The sequence below is a fragment of the Bacteroidota bacterium genome, assembly GCA_017303905.1.
GTDB lineage: Bacteria > Bacteroidota > Bacteroidia > B-17B0 > Aurantibacillaceae > JAHEYG01.
The window spans coordinates 332,827-356,306 of record JAFLBH010000003.1 but is presented as its reverse complement, the minus strand read 5'-3'; the positions used below and the strand labels follow the sequence as shown (position 1 = coordinate 356,306).

20 protein-coding genes are annotated in these 23,480 nt (G+C 35.9%); 18 read left to right on the top strand and 2 right to left on the bottom strand.

Annotation, left to right across the window (positions count from 1 at the left end; all coding sequences use genetic code 11):
* The first annotated feature begins 24 nt into the window (after positions 1–24).
* Positions 25–984, top strand: a complete 960-nt coding sequence (locus J0L69_12250) for a PorP/SprF family type IX secretion system membrane protein (GenBank protein MBN8693959.1) — start codon at positions 25–27, stop codon at positions 982–984.
* Here J0L69_12250 and J0L69_12245 read toward each other — a convergent pair.
* On the bottom strand, positions 965–2,266 hold the full coding sequence (locus J0L69_12245) for an N-acetylmuramoyl-L-alanine amidase (protein MBN8693958.1): 1,302 nt from the start codon (positions 2,264–2,266) through the stop codon (positions 965–967). The two genes, J0L69_12250 and J0L69_12245, sit on opposite strands and share 20 nt — an antisense overlap.
* Before the next feature lie 85 nt (positions 2,267–2,351).
* On the opposite strand from J0L69_12245, the gene arfB reads away from it, so the two are divergent.
* From arfB to J0L69_12160, 17 genes are all read left to right on the top strand, one after another.
* Positions 2,352–2,744, top strand: coding sequence for an aminoacyl-tRNA hydrolase (arfB, locus tag J0L69_12240; protein MBN8693957.1), 393 nt, complete (start codon positions 2,352–2,354; stop codon positions 2,742–2,744).
* A complete protein-coding gene (locus tag J0L69_12235; protein ID MBN8693956.1) occupies positions 2,744–3,619 on the top strand; it encodes a fructosamine kinase family protein in 876 nt (291 codons plus the stop codon). Before arfB ends, J0L69_12235 begins: the two co-directional genes overlap by 1 nt.
* Before the next feature lie 138 nt (positions 3,620–3,757).
* The gene (locus J0L69_12230; GenBank protein ID MBN8693955.1) at positions 3,758–5,044 is read left to right on the top strand and encodes an MBOAT family protein; all 1,287 of its coding nucleotides are present in this window, start codon (positions 3,758–3,760) and stop codon (positions 5,042–5,044) included.
* Positions 5,044–5,985 (top strand): hypothetical protein, encoded by a 942-nt coding sequence (locus tag J0L69_12225; protein ID MBN8693954.1) that lies wholly within the window; start codon positions 5,044–5,046, stop codon positions 5,983–5,985. The genes J0L69_12230 and J0L69_12225 overlap by 1 nt, the downstream gene beginning before the upstream one ends.
* 40 nt (positions 5,986–6,025) lie before the next feature.
* Positions 6,026–7,105, top strand: coding sequence for a PorV/PorQ family protein (locus tag J0L69_12220; GenBank protein ID MBN8693953.1), 1,080 nt, complete (start codon positions 6,026–6,028; stop codon positions 7,103–7,105).
* Positions 7,102–12,111 (top strand): hypothetical protein, encoded by a 5,010-nt coding sequence (locus tag J0L69_12215; protein MBN8693952.1) that lies wholly within the window; start codon positions 7,102–7,104, stop codon positions 12,109–12,111. The genes J0L69_12220 and J0L69_12215 overlap by 4 nt, the downstream gene beginning before the upstream one ends.
* Before the next feature lie 3 nt (positions 12,112–12,114).
* Complete coding sequence (locus J0L69_12210) at positions 12,115–12,546, top strand: hypothetical protein (protein MBN8693951.1); 432 nt, start codon at positions 12,115–12,117, stop codon at positions 12,544–12,546.
* Between the two features lie 70 nt (positions 12,547–12,616).
* Positions 12,617–13,720 carry a histidine kinase gene (locus tag J0L69_12205; protein MBN8693950.1) on the top strand — a complete coding sequence of 368 codons (1,104 nt, stop codon included), beginning with the start codon at positions 12,617–12,619 and terminating at the stop codon, positions 13,718–13,720.
* Complete coding sequence (locus tag J0L69_12200) at positions 13,720–14,406, top strand: response regulator transcription factor (protein ID MBN8693949.1); 687 nt, start codon at positions 13,720–13,722, stop codon at positions 14,404–14,406. The genes J0L69_12205 and J0L69_12200 overlap by 1 nt, the downstream gene beginning before the upstream one ends.
* A 95-nt stretch (positions 14,407–14,501) precedes the next feature.
* On the top strand, positions 14,502–16,193 hold the full coding sequence (locus J0L69_12195; GenBank protein ID MBN8693948.1) for an aryl-sulfate sulfotransferase: 1,692 nt from the start codon (positions 14,502–14,504) through the stop codon (positions 16,191–16,193).
* Between the two features lie 5 nt (positions 16,194–16,198).
* Complete coding sequence (locus J0L69_12190) at positions 16,199–17,206, top strand: T9SS type A sorting domain-containing protein (protein MBN8693947.1); 1,008 nt, start codon at positions 16,199–16,201, stop codon at positions 17,204–17,206.
* 10 nt (positions 17,207–17,216) lie between these two features.
* A complete protein-coding gene (locus J0L69_12185; protein ID MBN8693946.1) occupies positions 17,217–19,484 on the top strand; it encodes a CotH kinase family protein in 2,268 nt (755 codons plus the stop codon).
* A gap of 5 nt (positions 19,485–19,489) precedes the next feature.
* Positions 19,490–19,906, top strand: a complete 417-nt coding sequence (locus J0L69_12180; protein ID MBN8693945.1) for a hypothetical protein — start codon at positions 19,490–19,492, stop codon at positions 19,904–19,906.
* Position 19,907: 1 nt separating this feature from the next.
* A complete protein-coding gene (locus tag J0L69_12175) occupies positions 19,908–20,384 on the top strand; it encodes a hypothetical protein (protein MBN8693944.1) in 477 nt (158 codons plus the stop codon).
* A 55-nt stretch (positions 20,385–20,439) separates the two neighbouring features.
* Positions 20,440–21,159 carry a polyphosphate polymerase domain-containing protein gene (locus tag J0L69_12170; protein ID MBN8693943.1) on the top strand — a complete coding sequence of 240 codons (720 nt, stop codon included), beginning with the start codon at positions 20,440–20,442 and terminating at the stop codon, positions 21,157–21,159.
* Positions 21,128–21,778 (top strand): DUF4956 domain-containing protein, encoded by a 651-nt coding sequence (locus J0L69_12165; protein MBN8693942.1) that lies wholly within the window; start codon positions 21,128–21,130, stop codon positions 21,776–21,778. Before J0L69_12170 ends, J0L69_12165 begins: the two co-directional genes overlap by 32 nt.
* Positions 21,771–22,457, top strand: a complete 687-nt coding sequence (locus tag J0L69_12160) for a DUF2490 domain-containing protein (protein MBN8693941.1) — start codon at positions 21,771–21,773, stop codon at positions 22,455–22,457. Before J0L69_12165 ends, J0L69_12160 begins: the two co-directional genes overlap by 8 nt.
* On the opposite strand, the gene J0L69_12155 is transcribed toward J0L69_12160, so the two are convergent.
* On the bottom strand, positions 22,454–23,425 hold the full coding sequence (locus tag J0L69_12155) for a cytochrome-c peroxidase (GenBank protein MBN8693940.1): 972 nt from the start codon (positions 23,423–23,425) through the stop codon (positions 22,454–22,456). The two genes, J0L69_12160 and J0L69_12155, sit on opposite strands and share 4 nt — an antisense overlap.
* Positions 23,426–23,480: the final 55 nt, after the last annotated feature.

The window sequence follows — 23,480 nt, the reverse complement described above, 5'->3', positions numbered from 1 at the left end:
CTTAAATATTTGTTTCTGTTTTTTGTGGCACGTGGAATAGCGCAGGATGCTCAATTCACGCAATTCTATTCGTCGCCGCAATATTTGAATCCTGCCTTTACAGGTTTAACAGCAGAGCATCGCTTTGTAGCTAATTACCGGAATCAATGGCCGGGGATAAAGCGTGCGTATCAAACTTACATGGCCGCGTATGATCATAATTTTTCGGAGGTAAATAGCGGACTCGGAATTTGTATCATGCAAGATAAAATCGGATTCGCTGGTTTATCACACACGCAGGCAGGAATAAATTACGCCTATCGTTTTACAGTAAAAAAATTCCGTGAAATAAGAGCAGGAATTGGTCTATCGTATAACTATAAAAATATCAGTTATAATAAATTAACCTTTAATGATCAGTTAATCACCGGTTCTGCAGTTTCAGTTGAAACGAATAATTATCAGCCAAAACATTACGTGGATATAAATGCAGGTGCTTTATATAATTCCCCGAAAGTGTGGCTGGGTGTTGCGGCTAAACATCTCAATCAGCCTAATGTAAGTGTAATTGGACAACAAGAGCGATTGCCATTATTTGTAGGTGTGCATGGAGGTTATCGATATGTCATCGAATCGAAAGGGGCTAATTCTAGTTTTCTTACAAAATATGTAGCGGTATCGTTTAATTACCGACATCAATTAATCCATGATCAATTGGATTTAGGTTTTTATTATTGTCATTTGCCAATTAATGTTGGGTTATGGTACAGAGGTATTCCATTTAAAAAATACCAAGGAAAAGCAAATAATGAAAGCTTAGCTATTTTATTCGGTTATGAAGTTCCGAATAAACATTTGCGAATTGGTTATAGTTTCGATTTAACCATTTCAACACTAGGAGTAAGTAATACATTTGGCGCGCACGAATTGGCCCTTGTCTACGAATTAGCTCAAAAGTCCAAATACAAATCGCGTAAAGTATTGGTTACAGTTCCGAAGTTTTAAGAAGAGGATCTTTAAAGTAGTTTAATATAGCTTCATAATAAGCTTTTGATACTTGATAAACCCTTTGCGGTACAGCTACATTATAGCTTTCGTAATTGCAATTGTTTAATAGGGTGCACTCAATGGTATTGTCTTGATACAAACTTTCTCCGTATACCAGCGGTGAATTAATATAACGCGTTAAAATTAAATTACGGCAGAATACGCCTTCTCCCTCTGAAACTAATGAGTTTTTCATGAGGTAATCAGTATCCATTTGTTTTGCTGTACTTATTTTAAGATTTTTCTGAAACGCATGAATGGTGTGTTTACCTATGAGTTCAGATTTTTTAATTTGATCACTAACCAGTAATCGGACGAAGTGAAGTTTATTCACCGTTTTTTTAAGATCAGCAGGATTGAATCCGCCCGGAATAAAACACATGCTTGTGTTACGATGTGTGGTTTTGGTCCAAGGCGCATTTTTATCATCCACATTGTAATGTATGATAACGGAGAGATGCGGATAAAAATTATTTATTTTCCGCGAACGTTCTACTAATTCATAATCTCTGAAAAACTGCCAGAATAATTGATTCTTCGACAATTTTTTATAATTCGTACACTCGGCAGGCGTAATTTCTTTGATGTTCACCAAACTGTCTAACACTCTGAAGCGGTGGAAACGAAACCAATCGGTGTATGAAATTTCAAAAGCAGTATAACCGGCTTTGGCACGTGTAATCATTACTTTTGCGCCCTGATCTTCCAGCATGCGCTTCAATAAATCAGCAGTCATAAACGTGAGCTGGCCTTCAACAAGGGTAATGGTGTCTTTGTTGCGCGCTTCTTCACTCACAAGTTTCACAAATTTTCCTTCAATCTTCGATTCCGAATAATTAGCCGCGAAATGTCCGGGATCTAAAGCAATTCGTAAACCTTGTAATGATTTATTGCCATTGATTTTTGGCATTTTAATCTCATCCTTTAAGCTTAACCAAATACTGTCGAGTTGATCTTTACTGAGTTTTTTAGTGCCTTTAAACTTATAGAGCTTTAATTGATCATCGGTACTCGAATTTTCAAAAAATACAGATAGTACTTTTAACTCGTTTTCATAGATAGAAAATTCTTTACTCTTGTTGGCAGCTAAAATATGGAAAGCGTCATTTTCAAATACAACATCTTTTGCTAAGGTGCCTTTAAGATTCAGGTATTTATTAAATCTTTGCTTACACGCGTCGATTGTTTGAGATTGAAACGGGAATGATACTAACAATAAGACGGCAAAAATTATCCTCATAAAGGGCAAATTTATAGTGAAGGTGATGTCGTAAATTTGTACTTTCATCCTTATTATTAATAGGTCGGTGTTAGCAATTGAGCAAATAAAATTACTAAAAAAAGAGCTTTACTTTAAAACCACACGTTCCGGCGGTAAAGGCGGACAAAACGTAAATAAGGTGGAAACTAAAGTGGAGTTGTATTTTAACATTAAGGAGTCATTTGTATTAAGTGATACGCAAAAAGAAAAACTGTTAAAAAAGCTGGCCTCACGCTTAAGCGAAGAAGGCGTTTTGAAAATCACTGAAGATAATAGCCGCTCTCAGTTAACTAATAAAGAAAATGCATTGAAGCGTTTGTTTGCACTCTTAAATAAAATGCTTCAATCCGAAAGACCCAGAAAAGCCACCAAACCTACAAAGGCGTCAAGAATAAAAAGAAGCGAGGGTAAAAAGCGTAGAAGCGACATTAAACAATCCAGAAGAAAACTATTTTAATGTTTCCGAAAGAGCATAAGGAACTACTTCAAATAACCCTGCATAGTATTCTTGGGAAGGAATCCGAAATCCATTCAATTAAGACAGAACATGGAGGAAGTATTAATGATGCCTATAGTTTTAAATACGCCGGCGAAAATTTTTTCTTAAAACATAACAGCTATAAGCGGTTTCCTGATATGTTTAAAAAGGAAGCAGGCGGTTTAAAAGAACTTGCTAAATCCAACAAACTAGTCATTCCGAAGGTAATAACAGATTTAGTGATTCATGACGATCAGTATTTAATACTTAATCATTTGTCTTCAATTCCTGAAGATGGAGAGTTTTACGAAACTTTAGGTACCGGTTTGGCAAGTTTACATCGTATAACCTCCGATCAATTCGGGTTTGCTGAGGATAATTATATTGGAAGTATTGCTCAACTTAATTCCAAAAGAAATTCATGGTCAGATTTTTTTTATGAATGCCGCTTAGAGCCTTTGGTTAGATGGATGTATGATGAAAAAATCATTTCCGGACTTATTCTAAAATCGTTTGAAAATCTGAATAAGCGACTATCTGAAATTTTCCCTGAAGAAAAACCGGCCTTGCTGCATGGTGATTTGTGGAGTGGAAATAAAATGAATACAACAAGCGGACCTGCTGTTTTTGATCCCGCTGTTTATTATGGGCACCGCGAAATGGACATTGCCATGACAAGATTATTTGGTGGTTTTGGACCTGAATTTTATACGGCCTATGAGAATCACTACCCGTTAGATAAAGATTATGTAAAACGAACGGATATTTGTAATTTATATCCCTTATTGGTTCATGTAAAATTATTCGGAACTTCTTATTTGTCGGATGTTTTGTCAACCATAAAAAGATTTTGATTGTTATTTAATTCTGTTATATTTCTTCTATTCATTCCAATTGTATTTTTGGTTTACTGGTTATTGCCGACGCGTTTCAGAAACCTACATTTATTAATCAGCTCTTACTTTTTTTATTTCTCATACAATCCTTGGTTTTTGTTGCTTTTATTCGGGACTTCCGCTTTTGATTTTTGGTGTGCGAAGAGGATAGACGCAAGCAATAATCCGGGTATAAAAAAGATTTGGTTAACCTCCAGTGTTGTGACGAATATCGGCGTTTTATTCGCGTTTAAGTATTTTGTTCCAATTGCTAATTATTTTATTTATGAGTTTAACAAAGCGGAGTGTGTGTGGGCTGAAAATACGCTATTCAATAATTTGGTTATTCCTGCCGGTCTATCGTTTTATACATTTCAATCCTTAAGCTATACCATAGATGTATACAGAGGGAAATACAAATGTTCAGACACCTTGTATGAATTTTTACTTTATGTTTCGTTTTTTCCGCATATGGTGGCAGGTCCAATTGTAAGATATTCTGATTTAATGCCCCAGTTTAAAGTGGTGCAATACCTTAAAAAGATTGATTGGGAAAGTTTTATTAAGCTGACGATTTGGGGCTATTTTAAAAAAATGGTCATTGCAGATAATTTAAGCAAGCTGGTTACTCCTGTATTTAATAATGTTGAGTCGTACAATTCCATCGAGTTATTACTCGCCGGATTTTTATTTGTTGTGCAAGTGTATTGTGATTTTAGCGGTTATTCCGATATCGCCACCGGAATTTCAAAGTTATTCGGCATAAACTTATCTCTTAATTGGAGAAGGCCATTGTTGTCTAAATCTCTGCATGAATTCTGGACCAGAAATCACATCAGTATTACAACCTGGTTTCGTGATTATTTATATATCTCATTAGGAGGAAGCAGAGTTTCTTATGCTCGTTGGTTGATCAATATTTTTCTTGTATTCTTGATTAGTGGAGCCTGGCATGGAGCTAATCTGACATTTGTAGTTTGGGGCGCTTTGCATGGCGTGGTTTATATTATTGAAATTTTAGTGTCAAAAAAATTTCCAAATTTTAAAGCACCCGCATTCGCAGGCTGGCTATATCTTATATTTTTTCATACAATTTCTTTGATTGCATTCAGAGCCTTGAATACAGAAGATTTATGGCACATTTACGATAAACTCTTTTGTAGTATGAATTTTGATAATGGGATTAGCCATGTACTGGCAATTGCCGACCGATTGTTTTTTTATATCTGTATGGCCTTGGTGGTTTTGCTTTTTGTCAAAGAATACCTGGAAGAGCACAAACGGTCGGATTCGTTTGAAAAGTTTAAGTCATCTCTAAGACCATTCGTGTATGTTTTACTGCTTGTCTTAATTTTTGTACTCGGCGATTTTAATGCTAATGAATTTATTTATTTTCAGTTTTAGTGAAGAGAATAGTAACATATGTAGTTTTATTTGTAGTGTTGCTTTATGCAGTGCGTGAAATTATCTATATGGGTATTCGCAAGAATAAAGCAGGACTTTACGATAAATATCAAACTGTTTTTTTAAAGCAGAATGATTACAATGTTCTTTTCATGGGATCATCCCGCGCAGAAATGCATTTTAACACGGCTATTTTTGATTCGATAACACGAATGAATTCATTTAACATTGGCGTAACCGGAGCAACTCCGCGAATTGCATTTCAAGTCTTAAAAGCATATTGCGAAAAGAGCAAAGTGCCACAATTCCTGATTTTTGATTTAGATTATCATTTCCTGAAATTCGGAGTAGATACCATTCGTCACTTCCCGCGGTATTTTGCTTTTTTAAATAATGAAACATTATTGAACGGATTCAATTCCATTGATTCCAGGTTTAAAAGTTTCAAGTATAATCCCCTCCATTCTTTGCCTTATTCAAACATTCGTTTGTTGGCTGCTTCCTTACATGGATGGCTGGATATTCCGGCAACTGACGACAAAAGTTATTATAAAGGATTTACCAATGTTATGCATCGCGATACAATTTCTTCCGATAATTTATCGCCCTATTATTCATGGATTCATCCAACAGAAAGGGCCTACATTGATTCGGTTATTTATTTCGCAAAATCGAAAAACATAGAGCTTGTATTAACAAGCTCGCCCATGTTTAAAAACGTGAAACATGCCATGTTAAATAGAGCGCAAATGATTCATAATTTAAAGTTTTTGGCAGCCAATAACAAAATACCGTATTTTGATTTTTCATTGGGACTATATTCTCACAGAATGGGCTATTTTGTTGATTATTACCATATGAATGGGATGGGGGCTCGTGTTTTTACTGAGGAATTCTCTTTGTTTTTTCAACAATATTTTAATAAAAATACCGTTAAGTAAGTGTTTAATTCACACTTTTTTAAGTAAATTTAGATAGTCTATGCGTAAGGTATTTTCAGTTGCATTCGTTGCATTATCCACGGTATTATTTGGTCAAGTCGCCAAATACAGTAACGAGTTTTTAAATGTTGGTGTAAGTGCGCGAGCTCTATCTATGGCAAATGCCAATGTAGCTTCGGCGAATGATGTTACTGCAGGGTATTGGAATCCCGCTGGTTTATTGTTTCAGCAAAGTAATTTACAACTTGGATTAATGCACGCCGAATATTTTGCCGGAATTGCTAAGTATGATTATATCGGAGCTTCGAAGCGTATCGACTCTAATAGTGTGGCCGGATTATCATTCATTCGTTTTGGCGTAGATAATATTCCTAATACTTTGGAATTAGTGGATGCAAATGGTAATGTAGATTATTCGCGTATCAAGAGTTTTAATGCAGTAGATGTAGCGGTTTTATTGTCTTACGCTCGTACAATGCCAAAATTAAAAGGAGTAAAGTTGGGTGGTAATTTTAAAGTTATTCGCCGTAAGCTTGGAGATTTTGGAGGAGCCTGGGGCTTTGGTTTGGATTTAGGCGCCATCTATGATTATAAAAAATGGAGATTCGCGGCCATGGGCCGAGATATTACCGGAACATTTAATGCATGGAGTTACTCTTTAACTGATGAAGAGAAAAATACATTTGAAGTAACAGGCAATGAAATTCCAAGCAATTCGGTAGAGGTAACTGTTCCGAAATTAATTTTAGGTGCCTCCCGTCAGTTTATGGTATGGAGTGATCGCATTTCCATTTTAGCTGAATTAAATTTAGTGAACACCTTCGATGGTAAACGTAATACTGTTATTAAAACAAATGTGTGGAGTATGGAGCCTATGCTAGGCACTGAAATTGGTTATAAGAATATTGTTTTTTTACGAGGCGGTATTGGAAACATTCAAAAAGCTTTAAACGCAAAGGGAAATGCTTATACAACAACCATACAGCCTAATATTGGAGCAGGAGTGAAGTATAAAATCTTTGCTTTAGATTACGCTTATACGGATATCGGCGACCGCTCTTTGGCATTGTATTCGCATATCATTTCTCTTAAAATCGATATTAACAAGAAGCCTAAATGAAAAAGCTAATCCCTATACTGATAATTTTGGTTTTAGGTGTTTCACTTAAAGCTCAGGTTTATCATAATGAGTGGATTAATTTTTCAAACAAATACTACAAGTTTCCTATAAAGAAAACCGGTTTTTACCGAATCGATTCCCTTGCTCTCGCTAATAGCGGAATTAATTTGTCATCCATCAATCCTAAGAACTTTCAACTGTTTTTAAAAGGACAGGAAAAACACATATACATAAAAGGCGAAAATGACAATGTGTTCAATGGAAATGACTTCATTGAGTTTTTCGCGGAAATGAATGATGGTTCTTTCGATTCAACTTTGTATAGAAATATTACTTACTTGCCAAATCGTTATATTTCTTTGTTTAGCGATACCATCTACGCGTTTTTAACTTGGAATAATTCTACTGCCAATAAACGTATTACACTTGAAACCGATACCGCTTCTGCCTTACAAGCACCGGCTGCTTATTTTTACAATGAATTGATTTATACGGGAAAGGGCGAGTACAATAAAGTGGAGTCTTACGGATTTGATGTGAGCGACCCTCATTATACGCAAGAAGAAGGTTATGGAGGATCGCTTAAGAATGGTTTTGTTCTCGGTCCTAATTTGAGTAATTACCGAATGTACAACTCAGCAGCTTTACCTGTGTATTTAAAATTTGGTTTTTCCGGAGCAAGCACAAACGGTTCTTTGCTAAAAGATCATGAAATCAAAGGTGTTATTTACAATTCTTCATCTACACCAATTACTTTATTTGATACAATATTCAAAGGATATCTGCCTTTTGTTTATTCATTCAGTTTAACGTCTAATACTCTTGGTAATAATTCTAACGTGGAAGTAAGTTCTATCAATAATCCAATTTTTGCCGGCAACAACAATAATACCGTTCTTCATTATATTTATTATAAGTATCCTCAGGTTCCTGATTTAGATAATGCTTCCTTTTACAAATTAGTAGTTGATGATGATGCTGCCAATCCGAAAAGTTATTTGAAATTAAGTAGTGTTAATACCGGAACTACCAATTCGGTTTTGTTTTATGACATTACAAATAACAAGCGCATAGAAAATGTTATAAATGCCGGATTTGTAAAAGTGTTAGTGCCAAATTCAGGCGGGCAAAAGCGTTGTTACCTGGGTGCGGAAGAAGGAATTGTGATGATTGATACTTTGAAGCCGGTAAATCAAACGGGTTATTTCAAATATTATAAGTCAAACACAGCCGATTCCGCTTTCGTAATTATTACACAAACAAAATTTATGTCGGAGGCTAATGCTTATGCTTCTTACCGACAAAGTACTGCGGGCGGTTCTCATAATACAGTATTAGCCGACGTTGAAGAGTTATATGATCAATTTGCCTATGGTATAAAAAAACATCCCTTAGCTATCCGTAATTTTTGTCGTTACTTGATGGATAGTTTACCTTCCTATCCGCGTAATGTTTTCTTAATCGGAAAGTCAGTACAACATCGTGAAATGATAACGCAGGGAGCTGCCGCCTGGAAAAAATCTTTAGTTCCCTCAATGGGTATTCCTCCTTCCGATAATTTATATACAGCCGGGTTAAAAACAAATGATTTTGTAACGCCTGAGATTCCTATCGGTCGATTAGCGGCGCAAACTTCTACCGATGTTACCGAGTATCTTGCTAAAGTTCAACAGCACGAAAGCTCACCGCCGGCCGAATGGAAAAAGCATGTCTTGCATTTTGCCGGAGGAACAAACACCAGCGAACAAAATTTGTTTCAGAGTTATTTGAACGGTTATAAAAACGTGATTCAAGACACCTTATACGGAGGTAAAGTTTTTGATTTTAAAAAAACCACAACGGCTCCAATTCAAATAACGATTACCGATTCTGTTAAAAATCATTTTAATTATGGCGTAGGACTCGTCACGTTTTTCGGGCATGGTTCTGTATCCGGATTCGACCAGGCTATTGATGATCCTAACGCATATAACAATGCAGGTAAGTATCCGTTTCTTATTGCAAACTCTTGCTTCTCCGGAAATATTCATACGTTTAATGCCATTAGTAATTCCGAAAAATTCGTCATCATTAAACAAAAGGGAACTATTGCATTTCTGGCAGCAAGTAATTTAGGATTTGTAAACACGCTCGATAGTTATACCGGAAGTATTTATAGGGCATTAGGGCAAACAAAATACAATAAGGGTTTAGGTGAAATTGTACAAGAAGCGTGTTTAAAGTCGGCACAACAACTTGGTAATTCAATTCAGCATTTTACAGCATTGGACATGACATTGCATGGCGATCCTGCCGTGAAAATATCTGTGGGCCGTTTACCGGATTATTTTATCGATAATAGCAAAGTAAGCTTTGATTTGAAGTCATATGTTGATTCAATTGGTGTTTCTATTGATATAACAAATTTGGGTGTTGCGAAAGCCGATACTTTTTTTGTGAAGACTGAACGATACTTCCCGAATGGAGATTCATTAACGGTTTATAAGCGAATGAAGTCGCCTGCTTACAAGGATACACTTAAGTTTTTCATTCCAATTGATTATACACGAGGTTTAGGCTTAAATAAATTCAAGGTGTTTGTTGATGCCTATAACGGAGTAGCTGAAGAGAACGAGAATAACAATAAAACGACCGGAACAGTGGATGTGTTTATTCAAGGCGGTGATCTCGTGCCTGTCTATCCATACAAATACGCGGTTGTTCCATCCACACCAACTATAACTTTAAAAGCGTCTACATCCGATCCTTTCGCTTTATCACGTAATTATAAATTACAATTAGATACCACAGATGCTTTTACTTCACCGCTTCAACAAACTGTCATTCAAAGCAGCGGTGGGGTAGTGGAGTGGACCGTTAACTTGCCTTTTGCAGATAGTACGGTTTATTTTTGGAGAGTGAGTAAAGATTCAACCGGTCCTAATGATACATACGTGTGGCGCGAAAGTTCATTCCAAACCATCACCAATAAACATGGTTGGGGACAATCACATTTTTTTCAATTTAAGAACGATGGCTATCAATTTGTGAAGTATAAAAAACCGCAAAGACAATTTGCATTTGAAAATGATAGGATTTCCTTATTCTGCAGAACAGGAATTATTTATAATATAGATCCAGCTAACATCATTTATTCATTGAATGGATCTATTAAGCATACATGGAATTGCGCATGGAATGGCTGGAGTGTTGTCGTGTTTGATTCTATTTCAACTAAGCCTTGGCAATCTAATATGGGAGCTAATCTTCCCGGTTTTGGTCCAAGTAACAATTGTAATTGTGTAACACAAGCGCAACCTTTGTATTCTTATGATTTTGGTTCGACAAATTACTGTGGAGCGGCTAAACTTTGGAAATTGGATTTGGAAAACTTTTTAAATTCAATTCCTGTTAATAGTTATGTTTTGGCCTATTCTGCACAGAAACATGAAATCCCAACGTATCCGCCATCATTAATAAGCGCATTCGAAGGAATTGGAGGCAATATTAAAACGGTTAGTGATAGCACACCTGTGATAATTTTCGGAAGAAAAGGAATGACGGCGGGTCAGGCTAATCAAGTTGTTGCAATAAATACATTTACTCCGGTTGAATTAAATGATACCCTCAAAACGAGATGGAATGACGGTTACGTTGCTTCTGAAATAATCGGTCCGGGTTATAAATGGAATAGCTTGCATTGGCGTGTTAGAAGTTTAGATGCCACCGCGGGCGACTCTACAAAAATAAAAGTGGTGGGTATTCGAAAAACAGGACAGATTGATACCTTGGTTACATTTACGGAAGATAGTTTGAATGTGTTGGATTTATATAATTATGCGGATGCGAATGTGCATTCTTATATTCAGCTTATCGCTTATAAGAAGGATAATATTCATAGAACTTCACCGCAATTAAAACATTGGTATGTGTTGTATGACGAGGCTCCTGAATGCGCCATTAATCCTAAAAAAGGATTTGTTGCAATAAAGGATTCCATGCAAGAGGGGGATAATTTTAGTATTGTATTACCGGTTGAAAATATTGGCTCACTTCCGTTTAACGACAGCTTGGTTTTTACTTATTGGATTGAAGATGCGAATCGCGTTAATCATTATTATCCTCAAAAATTGAAAGCAAAACCGTTTAATCCGGGCGCAATCATTTTTGATACCATCGTTGTGAACTCTTATGAGTTTCCCGGTAACAATGCGTTATGGGTAGATGTAAATCCACCTCAAAATGCAAAATATCAAAGGGAGCAATATCATTTTAATAATGTGGCGCGTTATCCGTTTTCTGTAAGCAGAGATGTCACAAATCCTTTATTGGATGTTACGTTTGACGGGATTCGCATCATGAATGGTGATGTTGTATCTGCAAAGCCGGTTATTGTAGTTTCATTAAAAGACGAGAATAAATTTCTAGCTCTGAATGATACAGCTGATTTTATTGTTTATATGAAACGTCCGAGTGATACACAGGAACAACGTATTTATTTTGGAAATGGTTTGAATTTTATTCCGGCGCAATTACCTAATAACAGCTGTAAGATTGAGTACAATCCGCAATTGCCTCAGGATGGAAAATATATTTTAATTGTTCAGGCAAAAGACAGAAGTAACAACCAGTCCGGTGCAGTTGATTATCGCATCACTTTTGAAGTAGTGAATAAACCAAGTATAACGCAGGTTGTGAATTATCCTAATCCATTCAGTACCTCTACACGTTTTGTGTTTAATCTAACAGGAAGTGAAGTGCCTGAAACATTCAATATTCAGATCATGACAATCACCGGCAAAATTGTAAAAACCATTACTAAGGATGAATTAGGTCCTTTACACATTGGTCGTAATATTACTGAGTATGCCTGGGATGGAAAGGATGATTTCGGTGATAAGTTAGCAAATGGAGTTTATTTATATAAAGTTCAAACGAAGTTAAACGGACAAAAAATCGAACATCAATCCACAGAGGCCGATCAATATTTTACCAAGGAATTGGGTAAAATGGTTATAATGCGTTAAGCAATGAAATTACTTCGTTTTTTTAGTTTGATTCTGTTTTTTGTTTCATGCGGAAGAAATCCCGCAATTAAAGATGATTATGATAGATTGGTAGATGCGGAAATAAACCGACGCTATGAAATCCTAAAACAAACAGATTCATTATTAAATAGAGACGAAATCAGCTTAATTCACAAGGAGGTCAGTCAACTCATTTTATTAAGTAAAGATGCTGAAAACGCAGGAAATGTGATTGAAAGTATAAATATGTATTTCACAAATACGGTAAAAAAATTTAATATTCCTTACGAAGGTTTTGTAGTAATATTAAAAACAATGAATTTAAAAACCATTGAGGCCAGTATAAAAACCAACGAATTAAATTTGCTCGATAAGATTATTTTTACCCAAGCAAGCATAACAAACGATAGTGTTATGATGGGCTCCGTTTATTAATTCACCGACAAAAGCTGCGTAATCACCTCAAAATAATTAATGGAATAAGTCTATTCATTACTTTTAAACCATGAAGCTTAATTACAGATATGTATTGGCGCACTTGGTAGGAATCATATTATTTCTTTCTGTTCCAATTTTAATTTCTCCTGATTTAATAAGGATAGAACGATTATTCACCATTCCTCCTTTTCTTCGCGATTTTTTTACCTATTTATTACTGCTTACCTTTTTTTATGTGAATTATTACATTTTGATACCGAAGCTTTATTATTCAAAAAAGTACATTTTTTACTTTGCAGTTGTGCTTGGCTGTTATTTGATAGCGGAAATTTTACCGCGCGTCTTAATTCACGATTTTCATCAGGTTAATCATGAAATGCATATGCCGCATGATGCGCCACTTCAAATGCCGGATGATATGCATGGCCCGCCTCATCACCGTCCTCATCAGTCGCCTCATCCCGGACCGCCGCCTTTCTTTTTAAAGACCGTATTCTGGATTGATGTTTCGAGACATTTTTTCCTTTTTTCAGGTGTGTTATTATTATCACTGATGCTTAAGATAAATGAGCGATTGAAGCAGGCGCACAAAGAAAAAATCAACGCCGAATTATCTTACTTGAAAGCACAAATAAATCCGCACTTTTTGTTTAATACATTAAACAGTATTTATTCATTAGCGATTCAGAAATCAGACGAAACAGCGAATGCGGTAGTGAAGTTATCGGGAATGATGCGGTATGTTTTAACCGAATCACAAAATGAATTTGTTTCACTTCAAAAGGAATTGGATTACATTAATAATTATATTGAATTGCAAAAAACACGACTCGATGCGAATGTGAAGCTGCATGTCTCCGTTAACGGATCTACGAATGGTAAAATAATTGCCCCTCTTATTTTAATTCCATTTATTGAAAACGCTTTTAAATATGGAGTAAACGCTGAAGAAAATTCGGAAATAAAGATAGAGATAAGTGTAAACGAAGCAGCTATAAATTTATTCGTCAAAAACAATAAAGTTAACATACGCCCTGATCCTGAGAATAGAAGTGGTTTAGGTATTGAGAATACGAAATCGCGACTGCAACTTTTGTATCCGGGCAAATATTATTTAAATATCGACGACAATTCAACATCATTTAGTGTATCTTTAAGTATCAAATCCTGATGATAAGGGCCATAGCCATAGATGATGAACCACTCGCTTTAAGAGTCATAGAAAGTTTTTGTAAGGAAGTTGATAAAATTGAGTTGCTGAAAACCTTTACTAAGCCACACGAAGCAATTGAATACTTAAAGGAAAATGATATTCATTTATTGTTTCTCGACATTAATATGCCCTCGATTAGCGGCATTGACGTAGCCAAAATGGTAAAAGATAAAATGATTGTTTTTACCACAGCATATAGCGATTATGCCGTGGAGGGATTTGATTTGAATGCCGTAGATTATCTGTTAAAACCATTTACAAAAGATCGTTTTAATCAAGCTGTTCAAAAGGTAAAACAGCTGAAATCAGTTTTGAAAAATGAAGAGCAAATGTGTTTTTATATTAAAGCGGATTATGCGCTTCATAAGATAGAGTATAAGGATGTCTTATACATAGAAGGTTTGGATGATTATATCAAGATTCATTTACCAAGCCGTAAGCCAATAGTAGCCAGAAGTACCATGAAAGGAATTTTGGAATTATTACCTCCTGATAAGTTTATTCGGGTTCACCGCTCTTTTATCGTACCTCTGGCTAGCATTAAGGCGGTTAAAGGTAAGATAATTGTATTGCCTGAGACAGAAATCCCAATCGGAAGCAGTTATGAGGTCGCTTTTCAGGACGCATTCAATAAGCGTTCATAATTGGTTTAAAATTTACCTCAAAACCCAACGGGTTTACCTCAAATTCCGTATATTTATTTAATAATTATTTAATATTGTTATATAAATAAATTTACATGAATAATTTAAAATTTACATTCAAGGCAGTCATGGCCTTAATGCTATTAGCATTTTCTACAAATGCGCAACAATGGAACGGGCTAACTTATTACAGTAATAATGGTTCTACCAGCGGGTATTTAATTGATACCAATAGCACCAACGTTAAAGTGTGGTCGTTTACCGGACAAGGTGGTACCGGTTATTCAACTCACCTAATGCCGGGTGGAATACTTTGGCGAACTGTGTCAAATTCGGGAGGAAATATACTAACAGGTGGTGGTATGACCGGCCGTATTCAAAAATGGGATTATGCAGGTAACAAATTATGGGATTATACTTATTCCTCTGCAACTTATTGTTTACACCATGATCATTGTCCGCTCCCAAATGGTAACGTATTAGTTATTGCGTATGATGTAAAAACCGCTACTGATGCTTACAATGCAGGAGCAACAAGTAGTATAACGGTTTGGTCGGAGAAGGTAATGGAACTTCAGCCGGTTGGTACAAATAGCGCTATTGTTGTTTGGGAATGGAAGCTATGGGATCATTTGGTGCAAAACTTGTATCCAACCAGAGCAAATTATCAAACCTCAATTGTAAATAATCCTGGTAAAGTAAACATCAATTACAATTTACAGAAGGATTGGGTTCACATGAATGGAATAGATTATAACCCTATTTTAGATCAAATAGTGGTTAGCTCACATAACCTTAACGAGTGGTGGATTATCGATCACAGTACAACAACTGCTCAAGCAGCTACAAGTAGTGGAGGTAATTCAGGCATGGGCGGAGATATTTTATACCGTTGGGGAAATCCTTTAGCTTATCAGGCAACCGGAACAAAAATATTAGACGTTACACATGATGCGCATTGGATTAAAGAAGGCACCACAAATGCGGGTTATTTAGTAGGTTTAAATAATAAAGGCTCAACCGGACCAAAAACAACAGTGGATCAAATCAGTGTACCGCGTTCTAACTACAATTATACTTTAGCGCTTGGAAGCGCCTATACGCCTTCTACTTTTAATTTACGTCATACTTCAACAGGTTACACCAGTAACATGGGAAGTTCAAATCAGTTTCCAAATGGAAATCAAATGGTTTGTTTAGCTATGTCAGGAACTATCTATGAAATAGATCCGGCCGGAAATGTTATTTGGACCAAAACTACGGGCGGAGCTTGTCCTCAGTCGCATCGTTACAGTCAATGTTATATTTCTAATCCTGCACCGGCTCAACCTAGTATTTCAGTGAGCGGGAATGATTTGGTATCAACAACCGGAGTAACCTATCAGTGGTATGTAGATGGTAATTTAATTTCGGGAGCAACATCTCAGAATTATACGCCTACTCAAAACGGAATTTATGTGGTTCGCGTGACGGATTCTAACGGCTGTGTATACGCTTATTCGGCAGGATATCCTTATACATTAGTTACTGGTATTAAAGAAAATCAAATTGCTGCTAACTTAAAAGTGTATCCAAATCCATCGAATGGAGTAGTTACTATAGATGATTGGTACATTAAATCAATTGGTTATTCTGTTAATGTGATCGATGCTAAAGGTAAAATTATCTTAAGCGCACAGAATGAAAACAAATTAGATCTATCATCGTTTGATAGTGGCGTTTATTTTATCTCCATTCAAACGGCAGACGGAATGTTAATTAACAAACGTGTATCATTAGTAAAATAATTAAAATGAAAAAATATATATTTCTAGCCTTAGTTTTATTATCTGTTACAAGCATACAAGCTAAAAAGGTGAAGTTTGCGGTGGATATGAATACATTCACTATAAGTCCAAACGGAATTCATTTAATGAGTGATTTTCAATCTATACTTGGTTTGACGGGCGGCGATTGGCAACCCAACACTTTAGCCCTAATCCAGGAAGGTTCATCTACAATATATAGTGTTATTGTAGATATTCCGGCATTTACAAAATATGAATTTAAGTTTGTAAACGGAACTTTTGGTTATGAAGCGGAGTTTGTGCCTGATCAATCGCGTGTTGGTTACAGCTTCAACGACAACCGTTGGTTATATGTAGATTCATTAAAAAATGACACCACCTTTGTAGGAGCTATTCCGTTTTCCGGCAATGCGCCGGCAGGTAAAAAACTGATTCGCTTTTTAGTGGATATGTCTAATGAAACTTCAGTATCATCAAATGGTGTTCACGTTGCAGGTAATTTCCAAACACAAACATGGAATACAAAAAACAACATACTCTACAGTTTTGGCGGTGGTGTATATGAAGTGATTGCTTATGCTCCGTCAGGAAATTATGAATTTAAATATTACAATGGTAATACAGCCGGTGACGCTGAAACAGTTCCTTCTGCTTGCGCCACCAATAATAATCGTACACATAACTTAATTGCTGATACAATTTTACCCACTGTTTGTTATAAAGCTTGCGTTACATGTAACTTAGCGAGTGTATATGAGTATAGCAGTGAAATCCGCGGAATAAAAATGTACCCGAATCCATTGGTAAGTAGTGCAACACTTGAGTTTAAAGACAAGGGAACCAATTACGAAGCAACCATCATGGATTTATCCGGAAGAGTTCTTCAAACTTATAACAGCTCTAACGGAGAAAATATCGAAATCAAGAGAGATGATTTAAAATCCGGAATTTATTTAGTAAGAGTGATTAACTCTCAAAATGCCAAATCGACTTCCAAACTTATTATTCAATAGTTTCTTTTAAATGAATCGTTTACATATTGCTTTTGTTTGCGTTGTAGCTGTAATTTTAAATACAGTTACAGCGCAAACTTTTTATAATACAGCTAATATTCAAAAGATAGAAGTTCAATTTTCTCAACCAAACTGGGATTATATGCTCGATACGGCCAAACTTGGCAAAGAGAATTATATAATGGCTCAGTGGGTAAAGATAAACGGAACTTATTTTGATAGTGTTGGTGTTAAGTACAAAGGCAATAGTTCTTACGATTCAACTTATAAGAAAAACCCTATTCATATTGAATTGAATACTTACAAAAGTCAATCTTATCAAGGTTATAAAGATGTTAAGCTAAGTAATGGTTATGCCGACCCTTCGCTCGTGCGTGAGGTCTTAGCGTATGATATTTTGAAAAATTATATGCATTGTCCTCAAGCGAACTTTGCCCAGGTTTATATTAATGGAACATATATGGGAGTTTATTCCAATGCAGAGAATATTGACAAGAAGTTTGTTTCCGATCATTTTTATTCTTCGAATAACACGTTTGTAAAGTGTAATCCAATTGGCGTGGCTACTACAAATACCAAAAGTAATCTTCGTTATATCACAGGCGCAGACAGCAGCGGGTATTTTAATTTTTATGAGATGAAATCCAATTACGGATGGAATCAATTAAAAGACTTATGTGACTCTGTAACTAACAATGCTAATAGTATTCCGAATGTGATGGATTTAGATCGTGCTATTTGGATGTTGGCATATAATAATGTAATCGTGAACTTAGACAGTTACAGTGGCGCATTTGCACAAAACTACTATCTCTATAAAGATAACACGGGGCATTTTAACCCGATTATCTGGGATTTAAACATGTCGTTCGCAGGATTTCCACATCTCGGATTTTCTAATTCAAGTATGGCGAGTTTATCCATTACCAACTTGCAACAAATGCCAACCAATATTCACAGCACTGACCAGTATTGGCCGCTTATTAAAAATATAATGAGTAATGCGCAATATAAGCGTATGTACATAGCGCATATGAAAACGATTTTAAATGAAATGATTGTTTCCGGTGCTTATGCAACAAAAGCAACCGCTTTTCAAAGTGTGATTGATACAGCGGTTCAATCCGATAATAATAAATTCTTTACTTATTCGCAGTTTCAAAATGCCATGACGTCTAACATTTCTGTGGGAAGTTACTCGGTTCCGGGAATAAGCACGTTAATGAATGCCCGTGCCGCATATCTGAATGGTACTTCTGAATTTACTGTAACAGCCCCAACAATTACTTCAGCAACATCTATTGCTACACCAAGTTTAAATGCAGCAGTTACGATTACGGCAAACGTTTCAAACGCAAACGGAGTGTATTTGGGTTATCGTTTCGCGAATACTTTAAAATTTCAACGTATTTCCATGTATGATGATGGACTACATAATGATGGTGCTTCAGGAGATAATGTATTCGGTGTAACTTTTACTATGACCGGCAGTCAGGCACAGTATTATGTGTATGCCGAAAATAATAATGCCGGTAAGTTTGCACCTGAGAGAGCAGAACATGAGTTTTATAGTTTGGTTGCCATTCAAACTGCTACCGTAGGTCAGGTAAAAATAAACGAGTTTATGGCCGACAACCAAGATGATGTGCAAAATGAATTTAATCAATATGAAGACTGGATTGAATTGCATAATACTACTTCAACACCACTTGAATTGTCAGGTTTGTTTTTAACGGATAATTTTGCGAGTCCGTCAAAATTTACCATTCCACAAAATACAATCATTCAACCGAACGGTTATTTGATTATTTGGGCGGATGAGAATCCATCAACTGCATCGTATGTACATGCCAATTTTAAATTGGCAGCCGCCGGCGAACAAATTATGCTGAGTAATTCAACCGGTGCAGTATTAGATAGTATTTCATACGGGGTGCAGCAAACCGATAAGTCCATGGCGCGCTGTCCGGATGGCATAGGTTCATTTACTGTTACTGCTTTCCCAACTTTTAAGTTATCCAATTGCGCGATAAGCGTGGAGGAGTTGAATGGTGAGCAAGGACTTCTGAGCGTTTATCCTAATCCGGCTTCAGGTATTTTACAAATAAGTTACTCTTTGAGTAATGAAATTCCAATTGAAATAGTAAATGTTATAGGAGAAGTGGTTTACAAGACCACCGTTCAATCAAAAACAACTATTGATGTATCAGGGTTTAGTCCGGGATTATATGTTGTGAAAAGCAAGAACGCATCGAAAAAAATCATTATCACAAATTAAAATTTATGAAGCAAAATTTAGCAAAGTGCTTTAAAGCCGCGATTTTATTTACGGGATTAATTTTTGCAATAGCATCTTGTAAGAAGGTCGCCGGAGAAGGCGGAAAGGCAAGTATAAGAGGAAAAATTTGGGTGGAGAATTGGAACTCAAGTTTTACTGTTTTAAATGGTGAATATGCAGGAGCTGATGTAGATGTATATATAATTTATGGTGATGAAACCAATTATGGTGATAAACAAACTACAAATTACAAAGGAGAATTTGAATTCAAGTATTTAAGAAAAGGTAAGTACAAAGTGTATGTTTATTCTCAGGATAATACCTTCACAGCTCAATCCGGTGATACGGTTGTTGTGAAAGAGATTGAGATAAAAGACAAGAAGGAAAAGGCGGATTTAGGAACCATTACTATTTTTGATTAAAATGAAACGTTTACTTTTTGCAACGTTATGTATATGTATAGTCTCGATTTCTTTTGCTCAAAAGAAAAAGGAAGTTAAGAAGTACAAAATAAAAGCAGTGACTGTTTCCAATACTGAAAACGGAAAAACCATTAATGATAGTCGAACGGTGTTCGGTACAACCGGTGAGGCCATTGAAGAAATTAATTATGATAAAAACGGGGTTCTAAAAACAACGATTAAATATAAGCACAATAGCGAGGGTGATGTGTTGGAAGAGGCTGAATACGATGAGAAGGGAGCATTAAAGGAGAAAAGAAATTTCAAGTACAGCTCATTAGGGGAAAAGATTGAAGAAACGATTACAGATACAAACGGAAAGTTGGTAAAAAAGAACGTTTATACATACGATGGTAAAGGTCTAAAAACAGAACGTAAATCTTTCGACGCAAATAATAATTTAATTTCAGTAAAAAAGTATACTTACGAGTATAAATAATTTGGAGTCTGTTCAAGACATATTGATGCATTTCGAACCTATCAGTCTCAAAGAGATGGATACCGTAAAATTAATGGATCGCACAGATACTAAATTCACTTTTACTGAAAACGAATTGGAGAAAGTGCTTTTAATGGTAAAAGATGATTATAAGGTTTTGGAGGTGGAAGGTAAACGTCAGAGCGCTTACAAAACCTTGTATTACGATACCGACAATTTAAAAATGTATCTGAATCACCATAATGGTCATTTAAACCGATACAAAATCCGTCACCGTACTTATGTGGATAGCGACACCGGCTATTTGGAGGTGAAGTTTAAAAACAATAAGGGAAGAACTATTAAAGAACGAATTAAAAAGAAATTGACCCCAATGACTTGGGAAAAAGAGACGGGTGACTTTCTTCTTGCCAAAACTCCATATAGTCCGGATGTTTTAAAGCCTACTTTGTGGGTGAATTACAAACGAATAACTTTAGTAAGTAAGAATAATACCGAACGCGTAACAATTGATGTGGATTTGGAATTTATTAACGAAGGCTTAACACAAAATTTAAACTCCTTAGTAATTGCTGAGGTTAAATTAGATAAAAAATCTCCCTCTGTGTTCTTGTCAAAAATGAAGGAATTGCACATTAGAGAAGGTTCCATCAGTAAATATTGTATGGGGATAGCTTTAACTAAACCTTACGCGAAAAAAAATAACTTTAAAGAAAAATTACAATCGTTAAAAAATATTCTACATGGAAGCAGGCTTAATATTGCAAATAGCTGATGAAGTAGCAACAGGTCCGGGCTTAGACGCCTTTTATAAAATATCAGCAAAGCTTGGATTGAGGTTTGTTGTCGATTTTTTATCTGTACTCATTTTAATTCGTTTCGTTTATTTCCCTATTTATAAAAAGCGCGAATTATTCTTTACTTACTTCGTTTTCAATATTGTGATTTTCATGATATGCTTCCTATTAAATAAAGTTGATTTGAGTATGGGAGCTGCCTTCGGTTTATTCGCTGTGTTTAGTATGTTACGTTATCGCACGGAGGATATCAGCCTTAAAGACATGACTTATTTGTTTTTAGTAATTGCAATCGGATTAATTTCGGCGGTTACTAAAATTAAAGGCACAGCCGATTCAACTGAAGCAATGTTTGTAGGTTGTATTAACGGATTAATCATTATAGTGGCCTATCTTTTAGAGAGCAAATTATTAATGAAGAAGGAGTCGGTTAAAACCATAGTGTATGAAAACATTAATTTAATTGAAACTTCACGTGAGAAGGAATTGATTGAGGATATTAAAAAACGCACAGGTATCAACGTACACCGTGTATCTGTTCAAAAGATTGATTTTTTAAAGGATTCCGCAGTTGTTAAGATTTTTTATTTTGAATAAAAGTTTACGACATATTGTATCTGTTCTCATTTTGTTTTCTGCTTCTTTTGTAGTGGCACAATCCGATTTTGAGGATGATGCCGCGCTATGGCTTAATTTTTACTTCGAAAAGAAAATTACCGATAACATTGATGCGCATATTGAGTTTAAGAATCGCTTTAATAATAATGTATCTGATTATAGATTGGGCGCTTTGTTTGGAGGGTTTTCATACAGTGTAAATAAATACATAAAAGCAGAAGCGGAGTATGGATGGGGTAAATCGCGTAACCTCAATGGTACTTACGGCAATCGTCACAGAGGTAATTTCTCTCTAACCTTTAAAAAGAAATTTGGTTCATTAGCTATTTCATACCGAAATATGTTTCAGTTACGAATGCGTGATATTTACACCAGTGAAAATGGGACTGTTCCGGTTTACATGAACAGAAATAAGTTAACGCTTAAATATGAAATAAATAAACGCATTACCGCATATGTTTACGAAGAGGTTTATTTACCGTTTTATCAGGTGCGGAATAAAGGATTAAGCCGCTCGCGGAGTGCTGCCGGAGTTGAATACAACTTGACAAAAAAAATAACCCTGGAGGGCTATTTTTTATTACAACACGAGTTAAATGCCTTTAATAAAACCAATCGTGATTTTATTTACGGTTTAACTTACGCGCATAAATTTTAATGTGCTTTTTCGTTCGAAGCAATTTCTTTTTTCTTGAATCTGCGGTCAGTTAGGGTTAACAAGAAATTTTCCAAATCTTTTTTCTCGCCTTCAGTTAAGCCTAATGGTTTATTCAATAAACTATCGCGATTAACGCTGTTATTTACAAATTTATCCGGTTCATTATAATAGTCGATAACTTCGCGTAAAGTTTTGTGCATCCCGTTATGCATGTAAGGTGCTGTCATGGCAATGTTGCGTAAGCCCGGTGTTTTAAAGCGACCAATGTCTTCCGGTTTACGGGTCACTTCAAAACGTCCACTGTCGTTTAGATCTTTTCCGTTAAATAATCCAAGGTTTCTAAACATATCGTTGGTAAAATCCGGACCAAAATGACAATCAAAACACTTTCCTTTCACGTTAAATATTTCTTGTCCGCGGCGTGCAGAAGCCGAAAATTCTGTAGTATCTCCGGTTTTCATATAATCATCAAAAGGAGTGTCGTTTGTTTCAAGGGTGCGCTCATAGGCAGAAATGGCTTTCGCAATATTATCGCGGTTTGGCATTTTGCCATAAACACGCATGAAAAAGCGGGGGTAGTGTGGGTGTTTATAGAGTCGTTCAATCAATGCGCTTACAGGCAAATCCATTTCAACAGGGTTTTCAATCGGACCTAAAGCCTGTCCCTCTAAAGTCTCTTCACGGCCATCCCAAAACTGAAAATTACGTGCGCTTTGGTTCATGGCACTCGGTGTATTACGGTCGCCTTTTCGTCCGTGTACTCCTACACTTGTAGGTGTATTATCTGCAAATGCGAATTCAGGTTTGTGGCAGGATGCGCAGGAAATAGTACTATCACTCGAAAGGAGCGGGTCGAAAAAGAGCAGTTCTCCTAATTGTTCTTCACTATATACCTCTTTAAATTTGGCTTCATTATCACTACATGAAATGAGTGCCGGAAGGGCGGCAATAATTATTAACTTTCTCATGTCGTAAATCTAGTTAAATTTTATGGTTGTAAAAGTGACAAATGTTACTAAAACG

Excerpts from the sequence above, each read along its gene's own strand:
- J0L69_12245 (MBN8693958.1), bottom strand. The coding sequence starts at position 2,266 with ATGAGGATAATTTTTGCCGTCTTATTGTTAGTATCATTCCCGTTTCAA.
- J0L69_12235 (MBN8693956.1), top strand. The coding sequence starts at position 2,744 with ATGTTTCCGAAAGAGCATAAGGAACTACTTCAAATAACCCTGCATAGT.
- J0L69_12220 (MBN8693953.1), top strand. The coding sequence starts at position 6,026 with ATGCGTAAGGTATTTTCAGTTGCATTCGTTGCATTATCCACGGTATTA.
- J0L69_12215 (MBN8693952.1), top strand. The coding sequence starts at position 7,102 with ATGAAAAAGCTAATCCCTATACTGATAATTTTGGTTTTAGGTGTTTCA.
- J0L69_12210 (MBN8693951.1), top strand. The coding sequence starts at position 12,115 with ATGAAATTACTTCGTTTTTTTAGTTTGATTCTGTTTTTTGTTTCATGC.
- J0L69_12205 (MBN8693950.1), top strand. The coding sequence starts at position 12,617 with ATGAAGCTTAATTACAGATATGTATTGGCGCACTTGGTAGGAATCATA.
- J0L69_12200 (MBN8693949.1), top strand. The coding sequence starts at position 13,720 with ATGATAAGGGCCATAGCCATAGATGATGAACCACTCGCTTTAAGAGTC.
- J0L69_12195 (MBN8693948.1), top strand. The coding sequence starts at position 14,502 with ATGAATAATTTAAAATTTACATTCAAGGCAGTCATGGCCTTAATGCTA.
- J0L69_12190 (MBN8693947.1), top strand. The coding sequence starts at position 16,199 with ATGAAAAAATATATATTTCTAGCCTTAGTTTTATTATCTGTTACAAGC.
- J0L69_12185 (MBN8693946.1), top strand. The coding sequence starts at position 17,217 with ATGAATCGTTTACATATTGCTTTTGTTTGCGTTGTAGCTGTAATTTTA.
- J0L69_12180 (MBN8693945.1), top strand. The coding sequence starts at position 19,490 with ATGAAGCAAAATTTAGCAAAGTGCTTTAAAGCCGCGATTTTATTTACG.
- J0L69_12175 (MBN8693944.1), top strand. The coding sequence starts at position 19,908 with ATGAAACGTTTACTTTTTGCAACGTTATGTATATGTATAGTCTCGATT.
- J0L69_12170 (MBN8693943.1), top strand. The coding sequence starts at position 20,440 with ATGGATACCGTAAAATTAATGGATCGCACAGATACTAAATTCACTTTT.
- J0L69_12165 (MBN8693942.1), top strand. The coding sequence starts at position 21,128 with ATGGAAGCAGGCTTAATATTGCAAATAGCTGATGAAGTAGCAACAGGT.
- J0L69_12155 (MBN8693940.1), bottom strand. The coding sequence starts at position 23,425 with ATGAGAAAGTTAATAATTATTGCCGCCCTTCCGGCACTCATTTCATGT.